Source organism: Streptomyces sp. NPDC101165 (assembly GCF_044768135.1).
Classification (GTDB): Bacteria; Actinomycetota; Actinomycetes; order Streptomycetales; family Streptomycetaceae; genus Streptomyces.
Genome location: NZ_JBIWPG010000021.1, coordinates 59,816 through 80,512, shown reverse-complemented (window position 1 = coordinate 80,512; position 20,697 = coordinate 59,816). Strand labels below are relative to the sequence as shown.

Below are 20,697 nucleotides of genomic sequence, written 5' to 3'. Positions count from 1 at the left end.
TCAGTCGGCCGTTCGGAGCCGGAACAGCGCCCAGACGACCTTGCCGTCGAGGCTGCCCGCGAGCGGGTGCCAGCCCCAGCTGTCGGCGAAGGAGTCGACCAGGAACAGTCCGCGGCCCGACTCGGCCGAGAAGTCGTCCGAGTCGCGCGGGACGGGCGTCTCGTGACTGGGGTCGCGCACCGCGCACACCAGCCGCTCGGTCCAGCGCATCAGGTGCAGCCGTACCGAGGGCGCGTGCTCGGAGCACGCCGCGTCGGCCGGCAGTGCATGGCGCAGTGCGTTGGTGACGAGTTCGGAGACGACGAGACATATGTCGTCGAAGCGGTCGCCCACGTCCCACTGGTCCAGAGTGCCGCGGGTGAAGCGGCGGGCCTCGCGCACCGCTTCGTAGCGGGCGGGCAGGGCGCAGGAGGCGGCATCGGACACGGCCGCGGGGTCCAGCGGCGGAAGGCCCTGCCGTAACGGCTTGAGCATGGTCGATCCATTCGTTCCCATGCGAGGCACTCCCGGGAATTCGCGGTCGTTGCGATGCAGCGGTGGCGCTGCACCATGGTTTCGGATGGGAAGGGCAGATGCAAGGGCAGATGCACGTGCACGCGACCGAATTGAACCTGCCCGTACCGCTTCTTGGCCATTTTTTCCGCCAACTTGGATCGCAAGTCTGTCAAAGGTCCTGACCTCTTCCTGCCGAAAACGGCTGACCTCTTTCCGTTTCCGTAACCGGACGAGTACTGCTCGAAGTGTTTTAGTGGCAGACTTCGGCCCCAAAGACGGTTGGGGAGGCTGGCGAACGTGAGCGCGGGAGAGCCCGGATCGGTGGTGCGGCGCATGCTGCTCGGCTCGCAACTCAGGCGACTGCGTGAAGCGCGGGGGATCACGCGTGAGGCGGCGGGGTACTCGATCCGTGCGTCCGAGTCGAAGATCAGCCGGATGGAGCTGGGCCGGGTGAGCTTCAAGACCAGGGACGTGGAAGACCTGTTGACGCTGTACGGCATCACCGACGAGGCGGAGCGCGAGTCCCTGCTCTCCCTCGCCCGGGAGGCCAACGTCGCGGGCTGGTGGCACAGTTACACCGACGTGCTGCCCAGCTGGTTCCCCACCTATGTGGGTCTGGAGGGCGCCGCCTCCCTGGTCCGGGTGTACGAGGTGCAGTTCGTGCACGGCCTGCTGCAGACCGAGGAGTACGCCAGCGCGGTGGTCCGGCGCGGGATGAAGGGTGCGAGCGCGGCCGACGTGGAGCGGCGGGTGGCGCTGCGCCTGGAGCGGCAGAAGCACCTGCTCGACGACAACGCCCCCGAGTTCCACATCGTCCTGGACGAGGCCGCCCTGCGCCGTCCCTACGGCGACCGCGACGTGATGCGCGGTCAGCTCCAGCACCTGATCGAGATCTCCCAGCGGCCCAACGTGCGGCTGCAGATCATGCCGTTCGGCTTCGGCGGGCACTCCGGCGAGAGCGGCGCCTTCACCATTCTCAGCTTCCCCGAGTCGGACCTGTCCGACGTGGTGTACGTGGAGCAGCTGACCAGCGCCCTCTACCTGGACAAGCGGGAGGACGTCGCCCAGTACGAGCAGGCGCTGAAGGAACTGCAGCAGGACAGCCCGGGCCCGGACGAGAGCCGGGACCTGCTGCGAGGTCTGCTTCAACTGTCTTGAGAGGTCACCCTCAACTCTCTTGAATCGCAAGTACGATGACGGATGATCAGACCGTGACCAGGATCTGGCATCGCTAGTGATTGAGGGATCACATGTCGTCCTACTTCAGCGAGCTGGCCCAGCAGTACATCGACGGTGAATGGCGCCCGGGCACCGGTTCCTGGGACGTCATCGACTTCAACCCCTACGACGACGAGAAGCTGGCCTCGATCACGGTGGCCACGGTCGACGAGGTCGATCAGGCCTACCGGGCCGCGGCCCGTGCCCAGAAGCAGTGGGCCGCGACCAACCCGTACACCCGCCGCGCGGTCTTCGAGCGGGCCCTCAGGCTGATAGAGGACCGCGAGCAGGAGATAGCCGACCTGATCATCGCGGAGCTCGGCGGCACGCGTGTGAAGGCGGGCTTCGAGCTGCACCTCGCCAAGGAGTTCCTGCGCGAGTCGGTCCACCTGGCGCTGCGCCCCGAGGGGAAGATCCTGCCCTCGCCGGCCGACGGCAAGGAGAACCGCGTCTACCGGGTACCGGTCGGTGTGGTGGGCGTGATCAGCCCGTTCAACTTCCCGTTCCTGCTCTCGATCAAGTCGGTGGCCCCGGCCCTCGCCCTCGGCAACGGCGTGGTGCTCAAGCCGCACCAGAACACCCCGATCGCCGGCGGCACCCTGGTCGCGAAGATCTTCGAGGAGGCCGGGCTGCCCGGCGGCCTGCTCAACGTCGTCGTCACCGACATCGCCGAGATCGGCGACGCCTTCATCGAGCACCCGGTCCCCAAGGTCATCTCCTTCACCGGCTCCGACAAGGTCGGCCGGCACGTCGCCACCGTCTGCGCCTCGCACTTCAAGCGCTCGGTGCTCGAACTGGGCGGCAACAGCGCGCTGGTGGTCCTGGACGACGCCGACATCGACTACGCGGTCGACGCGGCGGTCTTCAGCCGGTACGTCCACCAGGGCCAGGTCTGCATGGCCGCGAACCGGGTGCTCGTGGACCGCTCGATCGCCGACGAGTTCACCGAGAAGTTCGTCGCCAAGGTCAGGACGCTCAAGGTCGGCGACCCGCGCGACCCGCAGACCGTCATCGGTCCGGTGATCAACTCCGCGCAGGCCAACGCCGTTTCGGGCACCGTCGAGCAGGCGCTCGCCGAGGGCGCCACCGCCCTGGTGCACGGCACCACCACCGGCAACCTGGTCGAGCCCAGCGTGCTCACCGACGTCCCCGCCGACTCCGCCCTGCTGCAGCAGGAGGTCTTCGGGCCGGTCGTCTTCCTCGTCCCCTTCGACGGCGAGGAGGAGGCGGTCCGGATCGTCAACGACACCCCGTACGGCCTCAGCGGCGCCGTCCACACGGGTGACATCGAGCGTGGTGTGGCGTTCGCCAAGCAGATCGACACGGGCATGTTCCATGTGAACGACGGCACCGTGCACGACGAGCCGCTCGTGCCCTTCGGCGGCGAGAAGCACTCCGGCCTCGGCCGCCTGAACGGCGAGACGACCCTCGAGGCCTTCACCACCATCAAGTGGATCTCGGTGCAGCACGGCCGCAGCGGCTTCCCGTTCTAGGCCTCCTTCCAGATCTCCTTCGCATCGCGGGCCCTTGCGGACAGAACCTGACCGCAAGGGCCCGTAATTTCGTCGGTGTCAGGGAAACGGACCCGATGAAGGGCGGTCGGTCATGGTCACTCACGTGGCGGCGGAGACGCAGGGCGACGAGCGGGGAGCGCTGCTCGCGTTCATCGAGGAACAGCGCGGCGGGATCCGCCGGGCGCTGCTGGGGCTGACCGAGGAGCAGGCCCGCTCCCGCCCCAGCGCCAGCGAGCTGTCCCTGGGCGGACTGCTCAAGCATGTCGCCGAGGTCGAGCAGGGCTGGGTGCTCCGCGCCAAGCAGGAGCCGCCGGCGATCCGGCGCGACGAGTCGAACTGGCACGAGACCTTCCAGCTCGTCGGCGACGAGACGGTCGCCTCGCAGCTCGCGTACTGGGAGGAGATCGCCGCCGAGACGGAGAAGTTCATCCGTTCCGCGCCCAGCCTGGACGACAGCTTCCCGCTGCCGCCCGACCCGTGGTTCCCGCCGCAGGGCCGTGTCTCCCTGCGCTGGCTGTGCCTGCACCTGATCCGCGAGACGGCCCGGCACGCCGGCCACGCCGACATCATCCGCGAGTCCCTGGACGGGAAGACCGCGTTCGAGCTGGTGGCCCTGGAGCAGGCGGGCTAGCTCCGCGGCAATAACCTGGACCGCATGTCAGCGATCCGTCTTCTCGTGCTGGGCGCGGTGCGCCAGCACGGGCGGGCCCATGGCTACCAGGTGCGCAACGACCTGGAGTACTGGGGCGCGCACGAGTGGTCCAACGCCAAGCCGGGCTCGATCTACCACGCCCTGAAGCAGATGCAGAAGCAGGGGCTGCTGCACGCGCACGAGATCGCGCCGTCCACGGCCGGGGGGCCGCCGCGCACCGAGTACGAGATCACGGACCGGGGCGAGGAGGAGTTCTTCCGGCTGCTGCGGGAGTCCCTGGTCTCCTACGACCAGAAGATGGACATCCAGTCGGCGGCCATCGGCTTCCTGGTCGAGCTGACGCGGGACGAGGCCCTGGACCTGCTCAGGGAGCGGATCCGGCGGATCGGGGAGTGGCGGGCGGCCGTCACCGAGCACTACATCCCCGAGGACGGCCCCGAACAGCTCGGCCACATCGGCGAGATCATGAACCTCTGGGTCCACACGGCCGACTCCGACGCGGCCTGGACCCAGGGGTTGATCGCCCGCCTGGAGGCAGGCGCCTACACGTTCGCCGGCGAGGGCGAGCGCTTCGTGGGCGTGCTCACCGAGGGCCAGGAGAACCCGTACGCGACGGGGGAGCCGCATCCGGAGGACGACCACTAATCAAGTTTGACCAACGAGCCGGCTCGCGTTACTTTCGAGGAGTAGTCAAGTTTGACTAGCGAGGGAGTTGGCACGTGGCCGACACGGCGATCACCGTCGAGGACGCACGCAAGACCTACGGCACCAAACACGCCTTGGACGGGCTCGACCTGCACGTCACCCACGGCACCGTGCATGCGGTGCTCGGCCCCAACGGGGCGGGCAAGACCACCCTGGTCCGGATCCTGTCCACCCTGCTCAGGCCGGACGGCGGCCGCGTCGAGGTCGCCGGGCACGACGTCCGCACCGAGGCCCGCGCGGTACGGCGGCGCATCGGCCTGCTGGGCCAGTACGCGGCCCTGGACGAGCAGCTGGACGGTCGGCAGAACCTGGAGATGTTCGCCCGCCTGCACCACCTCGGCGCCCGTCGCGCGCGCGTGCGCGCCGCCGAACTCCTGGACCGCTTCGACCTCGGCGACACCGGCCGCACCCCGGTGGCCCGCTACAGCGGCGGCATGCGCCGCCGGCTCGACCTCGCCGCCTCCCTGATCACCGACCCCGAGGTGCTGTTCCTGGACGAGCCGACGACCGGCCTCGACCCGCGCGGCCGCGCCGAGGTCCGGGCCGCCGTCCGCTCCCTGGTCGGCGGCGGCACGACGGTCCTGCTCACCACCCAGTACCTGGAGGAGGCCGACCAGCTGGCCCACCGCATCGCCTTCGTGGACCACGGCCGGGTCGTCGCCGACGGCACCCCCGACGAGCTGAAGACCCTCACCGGCGGCGACCGCATCGACGTCGTCCTGCGCGACGCGGGCCACCTCGGCGCGGCCGTCGCCCTGCTGCCCGTCACCGGCGTCTCGGTGGACACCGACCGCCGGCTGCTGAGCGCCCCGGTCACCGACCGTATGAGCGCGCTCTCCGGGGTCGTACGCGCCCTGGAGGCGGCCGGCATCGAGGCGGCGGATGTGGCTCTGCGCCGGCCCACGCTGGACGAGGTGTTCCTGCACCTGACCGGTGACGAGAACCGAGTGAAGGAGGCCGCGTGATGGCGGTGTCCCCGTACGTCCTGACCGACTCCTGGACCATGACCCGGCGCGAACTCGCCCACTGGGCACGGCAGCCCGGGCAGGTGCTGGTCGCCCTGGTCTTCCCGGTGATGCTGCTGCTGATGTTCGGCTACCTGGTCGGCGGCGGCCGGCACGTCGCCGGCGACTACGTCGACTACCTGGTGCCCGGCATGCTCGCGCTCACCATGGCCTTCGGCCTGGAGGGCACGATGCTCAACGTCACCCAGGACCTCAACAAGGGCGTCATCGACCGTTTCCGCTCCCTTCCCATGACCAACGGGGCGGTCCTGGTCGGCCGTTCGGCGGCCGACATGCTCCAGTCGGCGGTGGCGCTCGCCCTGATGACGGCGGTGGCGTACGCGCTCGGCTGGCGGGCGCACGGCGGCCCCGGCGCCTTCCTGGGCGCCGTGGGCCTGCTCCTGCTGCTCCGCTTCGCGATGCTGTGGGTCGGCATCCACCTCGCCCTGGTCGCCGGCCGGCCCGAGATGGTCCAGGCCGTGCAGATCCTCGTCTGGCCGGTCGGCTTCCTCTCCAACGCGCTCGCCACACCGGACGCCATGCCCGACTGGCTGGGCACGGCCGTCCAGTGGAACCCCCTGTCCCGGACGGCGACGGCGGTGCGCGACCTGCTCGGCGGTCAGGGCGGCGATCCGGGCCACGTGGGGGCGGCCGTGGCCTGGCCGCTCGGACTGCTGGCCGTGTTCTTCCCGCTGGCGGTACGGAAGTTCGCGCGCCTGGGCCGTTAGTGGTGGAAGCTGGTGGCCGCTCCCTTGTCCCGGGTCAGCGGATGCGGCTGCCGGCGCAGCTCGGGCACCAGGCGGTCCAGGTCCTCCACGAACAGGTCGGCGAGGTCGTGGGAGAAGCCGTTGCGGCACACGATCCGGATCACGGAGAGATCCTCCCGGTTGGGCGGGAAGGTGTACGCGGGCACCAGCCAGCCGTTCTCGCGCAGCCGCCGGGAGACGTCGAAGACGTCGTACGACGTCACGTCCGGAGCGGTGGTGAAGGCGAACACCGGCAGTTCGTCGCCGTGTGTGAGCAGCCGGAAGTCGTCCAGTGCCTCGATCCGGCCGGCGACGTAGCGCGCCACGTCCCGGGTCGACTGCTGTACCGCCCGGTAGCCCTCCCGGCCCAGCCGCAGGAACGTGTAGTACTGCGCGACCACCTGGGCGCCGGGTCGGGAGAAGTTGAGCGCGAAGGTCGGCATGTCGCCGCCCAGGTAGTTCACCCGGAAGACCAGTTCCTCGGGCAGCGCCTCCTGGTCCCGCCACAGGGCCCAGCCGACGCCCGGGTAGACCAGGCCGTACTTGTGGCCCGAGGTGTTGATCGAGGCCACGCGCGGGAGGCGGAAGTCCCACACCAGGTCCTCGTCGAGGAAGGGCGCCACCATGGCCCCGGACGCGCCGTCCACGTGCACCGGGATGTCGAGACCGGTGCGCTCCTGGAGGTCGTCCAGGGCCGCGCACAGGTCTGCGATCGGTTCGTAGGAGCCGTCGAAGGTGGAGCCGAGGATGCCGACGACCCCGATGGTGTTCTCGTCGCACATCCCGGCCGCTGCCTGCGGATCCAGGTGGTACCGCTCGCCCTCCATCGGGACCAGCCGGGGCTCCACCTCCCAGAAGTTGCAGAACTTGTCCCAGCAGACCTGGACGTTGACGCCCATGACCAGGTTCGGGCGCGCCGCCGGGTAGCGGTCGGCGTTGCGCTTCGCCCAGCGCCGCTTCAGCGCCATCCCGGCGAGCATGCACGCCTCGCTGGATCCCGTGGTCGAGCAGCCCACGGCGGCCGACGGGTCCGGCGCGTTCCACAGGTCGGCGAGCATCGCCACACAGCGCCGCTCCAGCTCCGCCGTGCGCGGGTACTCGTCCTTGTCGATCATGTTCTTGTCGGTGCACTCCGCCATCAGCGCCCCGGCCTGCGGCTCCATCCAGGTGGTGACGAACGTGGCCAGGTTCAGCCGGGAGTTGCCGTCCAGCATCAGCTCGTCGTGCACGATCTGCGCCGCCGCGGTGGGGGGCAGGGGCGCGTCCGGGAGCCGGTGCTTGGGCGGGGCCTCGGCCATCTCGACAACCGGGTTCGCCTCCCCGAAGAACGGGTTGACCGACATCGGCCGCTCGTCGTGCTTCTCGGGACCTTTGTGCAGGGCCATGTACATGCCTCCAGACAGGGAGTGAGTCAGCGGATCTGTGTGCCGTCCGCCCTCAGCTGCATCTGCGGCCGCCCCGTCACCAGCAGCCAGGCCGGCAGCGAGGCGATGCAGAGCAGGGCGATGATGACGGGCGAGGCGACCAGGACCGCCGCGGTGAACAGGCTCACCCAGCCTTGCCGGGTGATGGCCAGGAGCATGCCCAGCACACCCGCCGCCACCCCCACGGCGGGCTGGACGCCGGGCACCAGGGCGTGGGCGCACAGACCGAGGGCGGTGCCGATGAACACGCCGGGGAAGATCCGGCCGCCGCGGAAGCCGCAGGTCGCGGCGACCGTCAGGGCGGCCAGCTTCACCACCGTCATCGTGGCGAACTGTCCGGCCGTCCAGCCCTCGGGATCGGCCGCCAGCTCCGCGATCTGGTCCAGCCCCTTGAAGAGCGTCAGCGGGCCGCCCAGGGCCCCCAGCGCTCCCAGGACGAGTCCGCCCACCGGAAGCATCAGCATCGGGTGCCGCAGCCGCTGGAAGGCGCGGTGGAGGTACGGGAAGGCGTAGACCGCGCACATGCCGAGCACCGCGCCGACCGACGCGACGACGATCGCCGCCAGGATGTCGCCCGGGTCCGGTCGGCTGACCGGGGGCAGATGGAGGTCGAAGCTCGCGTGGTGGAGGAGGTCGGTCGTCAGGGCGCCCGCCGCGGCGGCGGCCAGCGGGGCGAAGAGGTTGTCCCACAGCAGCCCCTTGATCCGCTGCCCGGCCAGTGCTTCCGATATGACCAGCGCGGCGGCCACCGGGGTGCCGAACAGGGCGCCGAGCGTCCCCGCCTCCGCCAGCGCCATCCACAGCGGGCCCGGCAGCAGAGGCTGGAACCGGCGCCCCAGCCACACCGCCAGCCCGACGTTGGTGGCGATGATCGGGTTCTCGGGGCCGAGGCTCGGGCCGCCCGCGAGCATCAGGGCCGCCGCCAGCAGCAGGCCGGGCAGCACGACGGGCGGCAACGCGGGCGCGTTCAGCCCCATGGTGGCCGGGTCGGGCCCCGCGTGCCCCGGCACCTTCCACACCACCAGACCGACCGCGACACCGGTCGCGGTGAGCATGACGAAGATCCACAGCGTGGAGTAGCCGCCGATGCCCAGGGCGGCGGGCAGGTTCTGCCACAGCACGTCTTCGAGCTGCTCGGCCCCGACGCTCACCCCGACGTAGAGCAGGCTGCACACCACGCCCACGGCCAGAGCGGGCAGGATCAAGGGCAACAGAGAGCGCGCGGGGGTCGCGGGAGCGGTGGTGAGCGGCTGCTGCGCGCTGTCCTGGGCCACGGGATCACCATAAGCGGACAAAACGTGACGAACATCCCGAGCGAAACAGGCTTGCACCTCACGTGGCGTGAGGCCTCAGCGTGGAGGGCGTACCGACGACAAGGAGCGGAAAAGTGAGTTACTCCGTGGGACAGGTCGCGGGGTTCGCCGGGGTCACGGTGCGCACCCTGCACCACTACGACGAGATCGGCCTGCTCGTGCCCAGCGAGCGCACCCACGCCGGCCACCGGCGCTACGGCGACGCCGACCTCGACCGGCTCCAGCAGATCCTGTTCTACCGGGAGCTCGGCTTCCCGCTCGACGAGGTCGCGGCCCTGCTCGACGACCCGGAGTCGGACCCGCGCGTACACCTGCGCCGCCAGCACGAGCTGCTGACCGCCCGGATCGAGAAGCTGCAGAAGATGGCCACGGCCGTGGAGCACGCCATGGAGGCACGCACGATGGGCATCAACCTCACCCCCGAGGAGCGGTTCGAGGTCTTCGGGGACAAGGACCCCGAGCAGTACGCCGAGGAGGCGGAGCAGCGCTGGGGCGGCACCGAGGCGTACGCGGAGTCGCAGCGCCGCGCCGCCCGCTACACCAAGGAGGACTGGAAGCGCCTCCAGGCGGAGGTCGACGACTGGACCGAGCGCTACGTCGCCCTGATGACCGCCGGCGAGCAGCCGTCCGGCGAGGCGGCCATGGACCTGGCCGAGGAGCACCGCCGGCACATCAGCAAGTGGTTCTACGAGTGCCCGCACTCCATGCACCGCTGCCTGGGCGCGATGTACGTCGCCGACGAGCGTTTCAAGGCGTTCTACGACGCCATGCGGCCCGGGCTCGCCGATCACCTGAGCGAGGCGATCACCGCGAACGCCGACCGGCACACCGCGTGACCCCTGGCCCGGGGGGACCTACTCCCGGGCCAGGACCACCGCGGTCCCGTAGGCGCACACCTCCGTGCCCACGTCGGCGGCCTCCGTCACGTCGAAGCGGAACGCCAGCACCCCGTTGGCGCCACGCGCGCGTGCCTGCTCCACCAGCCGCTCCATGGCCTGGTTGCGGGTCTGCACGAGCGTCTTGGTGAGGCCCTTCAGCTCGCCGCCGATCATCGACTTCAGTCCGGCGCCGATCTGGCTGCCCAGGTGCCGCGAGCGCACGGTGAGCCCGAAGACCTCACCGAGCACCTGCTGAACCCGGTATCCGGGCACGTCGTTGGTCGTGACGACCAGCACGTCCGGCTGGGGCCCCTGGCCGCCGCCGTAGTCATCGAGTCCCATGGCTCACAGCTTTGCCCCGGTTGCCCCACAGTGCATCCTGGAGACACCGGTGGAACCTGGGGCGGTCACATCGCGTTGGTAGCTTTGTGCGGCGGCCCATCGACGTTCAGCGCCGCCGTAGCCGCCCTCATCCCCCTCAGGAGCCCGGACCCGTGATGACACTCGCCCTCGGCCCGAGCTGGCTCGATCCCAACCACCTGCTCAACACGTACAGCATCTGGGGTCTGCTGCTCATCGTCTTCGCCGAGTCCGGTCTGCTCATCGGGTTCTTCCTGCCGGGCGACTCGCTGCTGTTCACCTGCGGTCTGCTGATCACGTCCCACCAGCTGGACTTCCCGCTGTGGGGCGCGATCGCCCTGATCTGCCTCGCCGCGGTCCTCGGCGACCAGGCGGGCTACATGTTCGGCAAGAAGGTCGGCCCGTCCCTCTTCAACCGCCCGGACTCCCGCCTCTTCAAGCAGGAGAACGTCACCAAGGCGCACGAGTTCTTCGAGAAGTACGGCCCGAAGTCACTGGTCCTGGCCCGCTTCGTGCCCATCGTGCGCACGTTCACGCCGATCATCGCCGGCGTCAGCGGCATGAAGTACCGCTCGTTCCTGATCTTCAACGTCATCGGCGGCGTCCTGTGGGGCGCGGGCGTCACCCTGCTCGGCTCCTGGCTCGGCAACATCGACTTCGTCAACAAGAACATCGAGGCGATCCTCATCCTGATCGTCCTGGTCTCGGTGATCCCGATCGCGATCGAGTTCCTCCGCGCGCGCGGCAAGGCCAAGAAGGCCGAGCAGGAGACGCCTCAGCCTCCCCAGCAGCCCCGGTACCAGCACCCCCCGGTCATGGACGCCGCCACCACCCAGCTCCGTCGCATCGAGCCGGAGGAGCCGTACCAGCCGCAGTACCAGCAGCCCCAGTACCAGCAGCAGCCGTACCAGCCGCAGCAGGACCAGCAGTACTGGAACCAGGGCTACGACAACCAGGGCCAGCAGGGTTATGACAACCAGGGCCACCAGGGGTACGACAACCAGTACTACGACCAGCAGCAGTACCCGCAGCAGCAGTACGACCAGAACGGGTACCCCCGGAACCACTAGGCGGCTCAGAATCCCCTGGTCCGCTTGGCGGCCCGCCGCTTGCCGGCGGAGCCGACCCGCAGGGTCAGCCTGGAGATCTCCGAGCCCAGGTTGACCCCGATGGCGATCGCCATGGCCAGCGACGCGGCCTTCGCCAGGGACACCAGTCCCTTGTCGATCTCGTTCTGCGCCATGGACAGCAGCCCGAAGTACGTGGCCGAACCGGGCAGCAGCGGCCCGATCGCCGCCGTCGTGTAGGGCAGCGCGGACGCGAACCGGTACCGCGACAGCAACTGTCCGAACAGCCCGACGAGCCCCGCAGCCACCGCCGTGGAGGCGACGGGGGAGATGCCGCCCACGTAGTGCATGGCGCCGTACACCGACCACGCCACACCGCCGTTGAGGGTCACCGCCAGCACGGTGGACCGTTCCTGCTGCAGCAGTACGGCGAACGTCAGCGACAGCAGCATGGACGCGGCGATCTGGATCAGCGGCCGTTCGGAGATGTTCATCGCCGCGTCCGGGTTGAGCTCGCCGCCCACCTTCACGCCGAAGTACAGGACGGTCAGCACACCGATGACGATGCCGACGAAGAAGTACATGACCTCCAGCAGGCGGGCGGCCGCGGTGATGTAGAAGCCCGTCAGCCCGTCCTGCACGCCCGCCACCAGCGCCCGCCCGGGCAGCAGCGCGAAGAGCCCACCGGTGACGACCGCGGACGCCGCCACGTCGATGTGTGCCAGCGCGAACGCCACACCGATCGCCGCCGGGGGCATCGCGGCGATCGTGAACTGGTAGAACTCCGGCAGCCCCCGCCCCGCGCACAGCCACGCCAGCCGGTCGCCGAGCATCGCGCCCACCGCCGCCGCGAAGAAGACGATCAGGTCACCGCCGACCAGCACGGAGGCCGCACCCGCGAGCAGCCCGCTCGCCAGGGTCAGGGCCCAGCCGGGATAGGGGTGCCGGTTGCGGCGTATCTCCGCCAGACGCCGGTAGGCCTCCTCCAGGGAGACATGGGTCTCCGGGTCGGTCAGGTCGTCCACCAGCCGGAACACGGCCGCGAGCCGCGTGTAGTCCGTGCCCCGCCGGCGTACGGTCCGGGACGCGGTGACCGGGTCCTCCACCAGGGACGGCTGGTGGGAGATCGACAGCAGCGTGAAGGTGACCGTGGGCTCGCAGCGGTCCAGGCCGTAGGACCGGCACACCGCGAACATCGCGGCCTCCACGTCCTCGGCGCCCTCGCCGCCCGCCAGCAGCAGCTCCCCGATACGCAGGGTCAGGTCGAGCACGCGCGGGACGGCGGGCCCGCCCTCCTCGGCCTTCTGCACCGGCTCCGGCGCCGGCCGCTCGGCCACCGGCATGCGCAGCATCGTGCGCATCCGGTCCTGCCAGGGCGCGTCCTTGATCAGGCTGACCGCCGGCATCCCGGTCGCCGGGGTGAACGCGGGCGGGGCGTCCTTGGCGCTGTAGGTGCGCGGCAGGCTGAACGCCGACCCCTCCGGCTCGGCACTCGGCGGCTGCGGCGCCGCCAGCCCCTCCGGCACGACGAACTCGGAGGTGGTCTCCGGCTCACCGGCGCCCTCGGGGACCTCGATGCCCTCGGGAATGGCGAACTCGGACGTGATCTCCGGGTCGTACCGCGCCTCGTCCGACCGGGGCTTGCGGTCCTCCGCCTCCGTCACCTGGCACTGCTCCCTGAACGCGACCTTCCGTAAGCCACAGTATGCGCATGGGTACGCGAACGGGCCGCACGCGTGCGCGTGCGGCCCGTGGCAACAGAGAGACTCAGTGGCCGCCCTGCTCCTTGAAGCGCTTGTAGGACCGCTCGATCTCGATCTCGGCGTCCGTGCGACCCACCCAGTTGGCACCCTCGACCGACTTGCCGGGCTCCAGGTCCTTGTACACCTCGAAGAAGTGCTGGATCTCCAGGCGGTCGAACTCCGACACGTGGTGGATGTCGCGCAGGTGCTCCACGCGCGGGTCGGTGGCCGGAACGCACAGCAGCTTGTCGTCGCCGCCCGCCTCGTCCGTCATCCGGAACATGCCGATCGCACGGCACTTGATCAGACAGCCCGGGAAGGTCGGCTCGTCCAGGATGACCAGCGCGTCCAGCGGGTCGCCGTCCTCGCCGAGGGTGTTCTCGACGAAGCCGTAGTCGGTCGGGTAGGCGGTCGAGGTGAAGAGGCGACGGTCCAGGCGGATCCGACCGGTCTCGTGGTCCACCTCGTACTTGTTCCGCGAACCCTTCGGGATCTCGATCGTGACGTCGAACTCCACCGGTGGCTCCTCCATGATCAGCACATAGTTCTGGTGGTTAAGTGTCCCTCACGCAGGTGTGTGATCGCGAAAGGGGCTGGTGGTCGTGCCAGAGCTGAGGCCTTGGCGAGCCGCGAGACCGCAGGTGATGCGGCTCGCGAACGCCGTACGACCGCGACTGGCGCGCGCCGTGACGGCCGCGAAACCAGGGGTCGCGCGGCTGACGAAGGCAGTGCGCCCGGGGCTTGCACACCTCCCTCGGCCGCGAGCCGTCAGGACCTGGCAGTACACCGCGGGCGCCGCCACCGCCGGACTGGCGCTGGCCGCCGGTGTGGTGACCGTCGCCGGTCCCTGGGACGCCAACGGTCAGCGTACGGCCGAGCGGGACCGGGCCGCCGCCCTGGAGCGGCCAGGTGGCGCAGATCACGGCGACTCCGGCACGAGCGCGCGGGGACCCCGGCCCGCACCGAGCGCCCCGGCCGTCCTGGCGGGCCTGGGCGGCACCACGGACACCGTCAGCACCAAGAAGGCCCCGCCGGGCCGACAGGCCCTCGCGGACGTCCTGGGGCCGCTCCTGGCCGCCTCCGCGCTCGGCGGCGCCCACGCGGCGTCCGTCGTCGACGTCAGCACCGGCAAGCAGCTGTACGGCACCGCCGCCGACCGGGCCCTCACCCCTGCCTCCACCACCAAGATCGCCACCGCCGTCGCCACCCTGTCCGCCCTCGGCCCGGACCACCGCCTCACCACCCGCGCCGCGCTCGAACCCGACACCAGGGAACTGGTCCTGGTCGGCGGCGGCGATCCCACCCTCACCGCCCACCCGAAGGCCGAGGGCTGGGCGAGCCTGCGCACGCTCGCCGCCGACGCCGCGGCCGCCCTGAAGAAGCGCGGCATCGACAAGATCACGCTCTCCTACGACACCACGCTCTTCTCCGGACCCGCGCTGCCTCCCATCGGCGTCAACGACAACATCGCCCCGGTCAGCGCCCTGGCCGCCGACGAGGGCCGCACCGACGACTCCACCAGCGGCCCGGTGACCCGCGTGAGCGACCCGGCGGCCGACGCGGCCCGCAAGTTCGCGGACTACCTAGAGCAGGCCGGCATCAAGGCCACGCCTCCCGGCCCCTCCAAGGCCACCAACCGCGCCGAGACCCTCGCCACCGTCTCCTCGCCCCCGCTGTCCGCCCTGGTCGAGCGCATGCTGACGAACAGTGACAACGACATCGCCGAGGCCCTGGCCCGTCAGACCGCCCTGGCCAGTGGCCGGGCGGGGAGTTTCGACGGCGGCGCGAAGGCCATCGCCACCCAGCTGACCAAGCTCGGCCTGCCCATGTCCGGCGCCGCCTTCCACGACGGCAGCGGCCTCAACCGCGACGACCGGCTCACGGCGAACCTCCTCACCGCCCTGCTGGTCAAGGCCGGCGACCCGGCCCGCCCCGGTCTCCGCCCGGTCCTCACCGGTCTCCCCGTGGCCCGCTTCACCGGCACTCTGGCCGACCGCTACACCGACGGCGCCGCAGGAGTCGTACGCGCGAAGACGGGCACCCTGACCGGCGTGAACACCCTGGCGGGCACGGTCGTGGACCAGGACGGCCACCTCCTGGCCTTCGCCTTCCTGGCCTCCGACACGACCGACCGCGACGAGGCCCAGGCGGCGCTGGACAAGACGGCGACGGCGCTGGCGGGCTGCGGCTGCCGGTAGGGCGCCAACACCCGTCACCACACGAGAAACCGCACCTCACCCGACGCCCACGGCCTGCCCCAAGCGGGAGCGCTCACGTACCGTTGACGCATGACGAGCTTCGGTGGCACCGCATCTCCCGGGATGGTCGACTGGAACCTCGCGGTGGCGACCGCGACACGGCTCGTACGACCGGGCCCCGAAGTCAGCCGCGACGAGGCCAGGGCCGTCGTGGCGGAGCTGCGCCGGCACGCGAAGGCCTCGGAGGAACACGTCCGGGGCTTCACCCGGCTGGGCACCGAGGGAACCCACGACACCCCCGTCCTGGTCGTCGACCGCCCGGGCTGGGTGCGGGCCAACGTCGCCGGCTTCCGGGAGATTCTCAAGCCCCTCCTGGAGAAGATGCAGGAACGCCGTGGCAGCAGCCCCGGCAACGCGGTCCTCGGCGCCGTCGGCGGCAAGGTCACCGGCGTCGAACTCGGCATGCTGCTGTCCTTCCTCTCCTCCCGCGTCCTCGGCCAGTACGAGACCTTCGCCCCCGCCTCCCGCGACCTCCCGTCCGGCGAGAACGGCGGCGGCCGCCTCCTCCTCGTCGCCCCGAACATCGTCCACGTGGAGCGCGAACTCGACGTCGAGCCGCACGACTTCAGGCTCTGGGTGTGCCTGCACGAGGAGACCCACCGCACGCAGTTCACCGCCGTGCCCTGGCTCCGTGACCACCTCGAGGGTGAAATCCAGTCGTTCTTGGCGGAGACCGACGTCGATCCGATGACCGTCCTGGAGCGCATCCGGGAAGCCGCCCAGTCCCTCGCCGGCGGCCGCCCCGAGGGCGAGGAGGACGACGGCGGACGCTCCTTCGTGGAGCTGGTGCAGACCCCGGTCCAGCGCGAGATCCTCGGCCGCCTCACCGCGGTCATGTCCCTGCTGGAGGGGCACGCCGACTTCGTCATGGACGGGGTGGGCCCGAGCGTCGTGCCGACCGTCTCCGAGATCCGCGAGAAGTTCCAGCAGCGCCGCGCCAAGGGCGCCTCCCGCCTCGACCTCGCCCTGCGCAAGCTGCTCGGTCTGGACGCCAAGCTCAGGCAGTACCGGGACGGCGAACGCTTCGTGCGCGCCGTCGTCGAACAGGTCGGCATGGACGGCTTCAACCGCGTGTGGACATCCCCCAACACCCTGCCCACCAAGGCGGAGATCGCCAAACCGGCGGACTGGGTCGCACGGGTGCACCGCAAGGCCGAGTCGTGAACCGCGTGAGGAAGTCGTGAACCGAATCCGGCCTACGGCAGGCGAACGCCCCTTCAATCACCCGTCCGAGGGACCGTGAGCGATGGGTAGGCGTGCAATGCTCGGGGAACGGCCCGCTTCTGTCACCATCTACACACTCTGAGTGACCGACCTCGGGCTCACCCCCCGAAAACTTCATGAAGGGAACCGGACATGGGTCCCCATCCTGCGGTCGCGGCGATACGCCTGGCGGTCCGCCGCGTCCTCCACGACCTCCTCATCGACCACAGCCGCATCACCGAAGCAGCGATGACAGCCGCAACGGCTGCCACCGTGGAAGCCCGCGAACCGAGCCGGAACGAGCGCACCCCCTCCCCGCTCGTGCTGGTCGCGTGCTCCGGCGGCGCCGACTCCATGGCGCTCGCCTCGGCCCTCGCCTTCGAGGCCCCCAAGCTCGGCATCCGCGCCGGCGGCATCACCGTGGACCACGGCCTCCAGCCCGGCTCCGACCTCCGGGCCGACGAGGTCGTCCTCAGGCTGCGCGAACTCGGCCTCGAACCCGCCGAGTCCATCGCCGTGACGGTCGGCCGCGAGGGCGGCCCCGAGGCCGCCGCCCGAGACGCCCGCTACGCCGCCCTCGACGCCGCGGCCGAACGACACGGCGCCGCCGCGGTCCTGCTCGGCCACACCCGCGACGACCAGGCCGAAACCGTCCTGCTCGGCCTCGCCCGCGGCTCCGGCATCCGCTCCCTGTCCGGAATGGCCGCGGTCTCGGGGGCCGACGGCCGTTACCGGCGCCCCTTCCTGCACATCGACCGGCAGACCGCCCGCAAGGCCTGCATGGTCCAGTCCCTGCCCGTCTGGGACGACCCGCACAACGCCGACCCCGCCTACACCCGCTCCCGGCTCCGGCACGAAGGTCTGCCCGCCCTGGAGAAGGCCCTCGGCAAAGGCGTCGTGGAAGCCCTCGCCCGCACCGCCCAGCTCTCCCGCGACGACGCCGACGCCCTCGACTCCTGGGCCTCCCAGGCCGAGGCGTCCGTACGCGACGCCACGGGCCTCCTGGAGTGCGCCAAGCTCTACGCCCTCCCGCCCGCCGTACGCCGCCGCATCCTGCGCCGCGCCGCCATCGAGGCCGGCGCCCCGGCCGGCTCCCTCTTCGCCCGCCACATCGAGGAAGTCGACCGGCTGATCACCGGCTGGCGGGGCCAGGGAGCCATCAATCTCCCCGGCAAGGTCGTCGCCCAGCGTCAGGGTGGCAGACTGGTGATTCGGCAAGGCTGAATCCCGACCTCCGGAGCGACCCTCCGGCGGGCCGGACAGCCGGTGGCCGTAAGAGCGGCCGTAAGTGCGGGACGACCGAAAGTGATGCGGGTGGACGCGAAAGACATGGGTGCCGACCTCAAGCAGGTACTCATCACCAAGGAAGAGATCGACGCGAAGCTGGCCGAGCTGGCCGCGAAGATCGACGCGGAGTACGCGGGCAAGGACCTGCTCATCGTCGGCGTGCTCAAGGGCGCCGTCATGGTCATGGCCGACCTGGCCCGGGCGCTGTCCACCCCCGTCACCATGGACTGGATGGCCGTGTCGTCCTACGGCGCGGGCACCCAGTCCTCCGGTGTCGTGCGGATCCTCAAGGACCTGGACACCGACATCAAGGGCAGGCACGTCCTGATCGTCGAGGACATCATCGACTCCGGACTGACCCTGTCCTGGCTGCTGTCCAACCTCGGCTCCCGCGAGCCCGAGTCCCTCAAGGTGTGCACGCTGCTGCGCAAGCCGGACGCCGCCAAGGTCGCCATCGACGTGGAATGGGTCGGCTTCGACATCCCCAACGAGTTCGTCGTGGGATACGGCCTCGACTACGCCGAGAAGTACCGCAACCTGCCGTTCGTCGGTACGCTCGCGCCTCACGTCTACGGCGGCTGAGCCAATCGGGCCAGTCCCTGTAAGACGATCGGGAACCCCAGCGGGTTTCGCGCCGTTGGAGGAAGCAGAGACGGGAATGACAGCCGTCCATGCCACTCCGTGCGGCTTCGGACAACAATGCTGGGGTACCGTCAGAAGAACTGTCTTATCAAACTCACTATGGCAGGAGGGACGGGGCGACACCGCTCCGTATGGATGGACGTGAAGCGATACTTCCGTGGGCCGGTCATGTGGATCGTGCTGGCCGTCCTTGCCGTGGTCGTGTTGATGCAGGTCGTCGGCTCGTCCGGCGGCTACAAGACGGTGGACACCGGCCAGGTCGTGGCGGCGATCAACGAGAACAAGGTCGAGTCGGCCAAGCTCACCACCGGTGACGAGCAGACCATCAAGGTCACCCTCAAGGACGGCCAGAAGGTCGAGGACAGCTCGAAGATCCAGGCGAGCTACATCGGCGACCAGGGCGTGGCCATCGCCGCCACACTGCAGAACAAGTACCAGGACAAGCAGATCCCGGACGGCTACACGGTCTCGCCGTCCAAGCAGAACCCGTTCGTCGGCGTCCTGCTCTCCCTGCTGCCCTTCGTCCTGATCGTGGTCGTCTTCCTGTTCCTGATGAATCAGATGCAGGGCGGCGGCTCCCGGGTCATGAACTTCGGCAAGTCCAAGGCCAAGCTCATCACCAAGGACACCCCGAAGACGACCTTCTCCGACGTCGCGGGCTGCGACGAGGCCGTCGAGGAGCTCCACGAGATCAAGGAGTTCCTCCAGGAGCCGGCCAAGTTCCAGGCCGTCGGCGCCAAGATCCCCAAGGGCGTGCTCCTCTACGGCCGTCCCGGTACCGGCAAGACGCTCCTCGCGCGCGCCGTGGCCGGCGAGGCCGGGGTGCCCTTCTACTCGATCTCCGGTTCCGACTTCGTCGAGATGTTCGTCGGTGTCGGTGCCTCCCGAGTCCGTGACCTCTTCGAGCAGGCCAAGGCGAACGCCCCGGCGATCGTCTTCGTCGACGAGATCGACGCGGTCGGCCGCCACCGCGGCGCCGGCCTCGGCGGCGGTCACGACGAGCGCGAGCAGACCCTGAACCAGCTGCTCGTCGAGATGGACGGCTTCGACGTCAAGGGCGGCGTGATCCTCATCGCCGCGACGAACCGGCCCGACATCCTCGACCCGGCTCTGCTCCGTCCCGGCCGCTTCGACCGCCAGATCGCGGTCGACCCGCCGGACCTGCAGGGCCGCATGGAGATCCTCAAGGTTCACCAGAAGGGCAAGCCGGTCGCGCCCGACGTCGACCTGGCCGCCGTCGCCCGCCGCACCCCCGGCATGACCGGTGCCGACCTCGCGAACGTCCTGAACGAGGCCGCGCTGCTCACCGCCCGCAGCGACCAGAAGCTGATCGACAACAAGGCGCTGGACGAGGCGATCGACCGCGTGGTCGCGGGCCCGCAGAAGCGGACCCGGATCATGTCGGACAAGGAGAAGAAGATCACCGCGTACCACGAGGGCGGCCACGCCCTGGTCGCGGCGGCCTCGCCGAACTCCGACCCGGTCCACAAGATCACGATCCTCTCCCGCGGCCGCGCCCTCGGCTACACGATGGTGCTCCCGGACGAGGACAAGTACTCGACCACTCGCAACGAGATGCTCGACCAGCTGGCGTACATGCTGGGCGGTCGCGCGGCCGAGGAACTGGTCTTCCACGACCCGACCACCGGCGCCGCCAACGACATCGAGAAGGCCACCAACCTGGCCCGCGCGATGGTCACGCAGTACGGCATGACCGAGCGGCTCGGCGCGATCAAGTTCGGCGGCGACAACAGCGAGCCCTTCCTCGGACGTGAGATGGCTCACCAGCGCGACTACTCGGAAGAGGTCGCCGCGCTGGTCGACGAAGAGGTCAAGAAGCTCATCGAGACCGCTCACAACGAGGCCTGGGAGATCCTGGTCGAGAACCGTGACGTGCTCGACCAGCTCGTCCTCCACCTGCTGGAGAAGGAGACCCTGGGCAAGGAGGAGATCGCCGAGATCTTCGCCCCGATCCACAAGCGCCCGCCGCGGCCCGCGTGGACCGGCTCGTCCCGTCGCACCCCGTCCACCCGCCCGCCGGTGCTCTCCCCGAAGGAGCTGGCACTGACCAACGGGGCGAACGGATCGACGGCGGCGATCAGCACGGCCAAGTCGACGGCGTCGGAGTCCGCCCCGGTGACGGACAAGACCCCGGAAGACCGCCCCGAGAGCTGAACACTTTCAGCCAC

The 20,697-nt window shown here is 70.1% G+C and carries 19 protein-coding genes; 13 read left to right on the top strand and 6 right to left on the bottom strand.

Annotation, left to right across the window (positions count from 1 at the left end):
* Positions 1-495: an ATP-binding protein gene (locus ACIRVH_RS35925; RefSeq protein WP_403962451.1), complete on the bottom strand. Its 495-nt coding sequence runs from the start codon at positions 493-495 to the stop codon at positions 1-3.
* A 333-nt stretch (positions 496-828) separates the two neighbouring features.
* On the opposite strand from ACIRVH_RS35925, the gene ACIRVH_RS35920 reads away from it, so the two are divergent.
* The 6 genes from ACIRVH_RS35920 to ACIRVH_RS35895 all read left to right on the top strand — a co-directional run bounded on the left by ACIRVH_RS35920 (position 829) and on the right by ACIRVH_RS35895 (position 6,316).
* Positions 829-1,653 carry a helix-turn-helix domain-containing protein gene (locus ACIRVH_RS35920; protein WP_403962692.1) on the top strand — a complete coding sequence of 275 codons (825 nt, stop codon included), beginning with the start codon at positions 829-831 and terminating at the stop codon, positions 1,651-1,653.
* A 92-nt stretch (positions 1,654-1,745) separates the two neighbouring features.
* Positions 1,746-3,206, top strand: coding sequence for an aldehyde dehydrogenase family protein (locus ACIRVH_RS35915; RefSeq protein ID WP_403962449.1), 1,461 nt, complete (start codon positions 1,746-1,748; stop codon positions 3,204-3,206).
* 112 nt (positions 3,207-3,318) lie between these two features.
* A complete protein-coding gene (locus tag ACIRVH_RS35910; RefSeq protein ID WP_403962446.1) occupies positions 3,319-3,858 on the top strand; it encodes a DinB family protein in 540 nt (179 codons plus the stop codon).
* Positions 3,859-3,882: 24 nt separating this feature from the next.
* Positions 3,883-4,524: a PadR family transcriptional regulator gene (locus tag ACIRVH_RS35905; protein WP_403962443.1), complete on the top strand. Its 642-nt coding sequence runs from the start codon at positions 3,883-3,885 to the stop codon at positions 4,522-4,524.
* Between the two features lie 74 nt (positions 4,525-4,598).
* Positions 4,599-5,549, top strand: coding sequence for an ATP-binding cassette domain-containing protein (locus ACIRVH_RS35900; protein ID WP_403962440.1), 951 nt, complete (start codon positions 4,599-4,601; stop codon positions 5,547-5,549).
* Between the two features lie 5 nt (positions 5,550-5,554).
* Complete coding sequence (locus ACIRVH_RS35895) at positions 5,555-6,316, top strand: ABC transporter permease (RefSeq protein ID WP_403962690.1); 762 nt, start codon at positions 5,555-5,557, stop codon at positions 6,314-6,316.
* Here ACIRVH_RS35895 and ACIRVH_RS35890 read toward each other — a convergent pair.
* Together ACIRVH_RS35890 and ACIRVH_RS35885 are read right to left on the bottom strand one after the other, a co-directional pair.
* Complete coding sequence (locus ACIRVH_RS35890) at positions 6,313-7,719, bottom strand: glutamate decarboxylase (RefSeq protein WP_403962437.1); 1,407 nt, start codon at positions 7,717-7,719, stop codon at positions 6,313-6,315. The genes ACIRVH_RS35895 and ACIRVH_RS35890 overlap by 4 nt on opposite strands.
* Before the next feature lie 26 nt (positions 7,720-7,745).
* Positions 7,746-9,032 carry an ion channel protein gene (locus tag ACIRVH_RS35885; RefSeq protein ID WP_403962434.1) on the bottom strand — a complete coding sequence of 429 codons (1,287 nt, stop codon included), beginning with the start codon at positions 9,030-9,032 and terminating at the stop codon, positions 7,746-7,748.
* Between the two features lie 113 nt (positions 9,033-9,145).
* On the opposite strand from ACIRVH_RS35885, the gene ACIRVH_RS35880 reads away from it, so the two are divergent.
* Entirely contained in the window at positions 9,146-9,907 is a 762-nt protein-coding gene (locus ACIRVH_RS35880) for a MerR family transcriptional regulator (protein ID WP_403962431.1), read from the top strand.
* A gap of 18 nt (positions 9,908-9,925) precedes the next feature.
* Here the strand turns inward: ACIRVH_RS35880 and ACIRVH_RS35875 are convergent, their stop codons facing one another.
* Entirely contained in the window at positions 9,926-10,291 is a 366-nt protein-coding gene (locus tag ACIRVH_RS35875; RefSeq protein ID WP_145885814.1) for a YbjQ family protein, read from the bottom strand.
* Between the two features lie 152 nt (positions 10,292-10,443).
* On the opposite strand from ACIRVH_RS35875, the gene ACIRVH_RS35870 reads away from it, so the two are divergent.
* Positions 10,444-11,379: a DedA family protein gene (locus tag ACIRVH_RS35870; RefSeq protein WP_403962428.1), complete on the top strand. Its 936-nt coding sequence runs from the start codon at positions 10,444-10,446 to the stop codon at positions 11,377-11,379.
* 5 nt (positions 11,380-11,384) lie between these two features.
* Here the strand turns inward: ACIRVH_RS35870 and ACIRVH_RS35865 are convergent, their stop codons facing one another.
* Positions 11,385-13,040 (bottom strand): threonine/serine exporter ThrE family protein, encoded by a 1,656-nt coding sequence (locus tag ACIRVH_RS35865; RefSeq protein ID WP_403962425.1) that lies wholly within the window; start codon positions 13,038-13,040, stop codon positions 11,385-11,387.
* A 103-nt stretch (positions 13,041-13,143) separates the two neighbouring features.
* Entirely contained in the window at positions 13,144-13,635 is a 492-nt protein-coding gene (locus ACIRVH_RS35860) for an inorganic diphosphatase (protein WP_010044289.1), read from the bottom strand.
* Between the two features lie 127 nt (positions 13,636-13,762).
* Between ACIRVH_RS35860 and dacB the strand changes: the two genes are divergently transcribed.
* The 5 genes from dacB to ftsH all read left to right on the top strand — a co-directional run bounded on the left by dacB (position 13,763) and on the right by ftsH (position 20,683).
* Positions 13,763-15,316, top strand: a complete 1,554-nt coding sequence (dacB, locus tag ACIRVH_RS35855; protein ID WP_403962422.1) for a D-alanyl-D-alanine carboxypeptidase/D-alanyl-D-alanine-endopeptidase — start codon at positions 13,763-13,765, stop codon at positions 15,314-15,316.
* Positions 15,317-15,406: 90 nt separating this feature from the next.
* Complete coding sequence (locus ACIRVH_RS35850) at positions 15,407-16,540, top strand: zinc-dependent metalloprotease (RefSeq protein WP_403962419.1); 1,134 nt, start codon at positions 15,407-15,409, stop codon at positions 16,538-16,540.
* A gap of 192 nt (positions 16,541-16,732) precedes the next feature.
* Positions 16,733-17,803, top strand: coding sequence for a tRNA lysidine(34) synthetase TilS (tilS, locus tag ACIRVH_RS35845; RefSeq protein ID WP_403962416.1), 1,071 nt, complete (start codon positions 16,733-16,735; stop codon positions 17,801-17,803).
* Between the two features lie 84 nt (positions 17,804-17,887).
* The gene (gene hpt / locus ACIRVH_RS35840) at positions 17,888-18,448 is read left to right on the top strand and encodes a hypoxanthine phosphoribosyltransferase (protein ID WP_403962413.1); all 561 of its coding nucleotides are present in this window, start codon (positions 17,888-17,890) and stop codon (positions 18,446-18,448) included.
* 195 nt (positions 18,449-18,643) lie between these two features.
* Positions 18,644-20,683 carry an ATP-dependent zinc metalloprotease FtsH gene (ftsH, locus tag ACIRVH_RS35835; protein ID WP_403962410.1) on the top strand — a complete coding sequence of 680 codons (2,040 nt, stop codon included), beginning with the start codon at positions 18,644-18,646 and terminating at the stop codon, positions 20,681-20,683.
* Positions 20,684-20,697 lie beyond the last annotated feature (14 nt).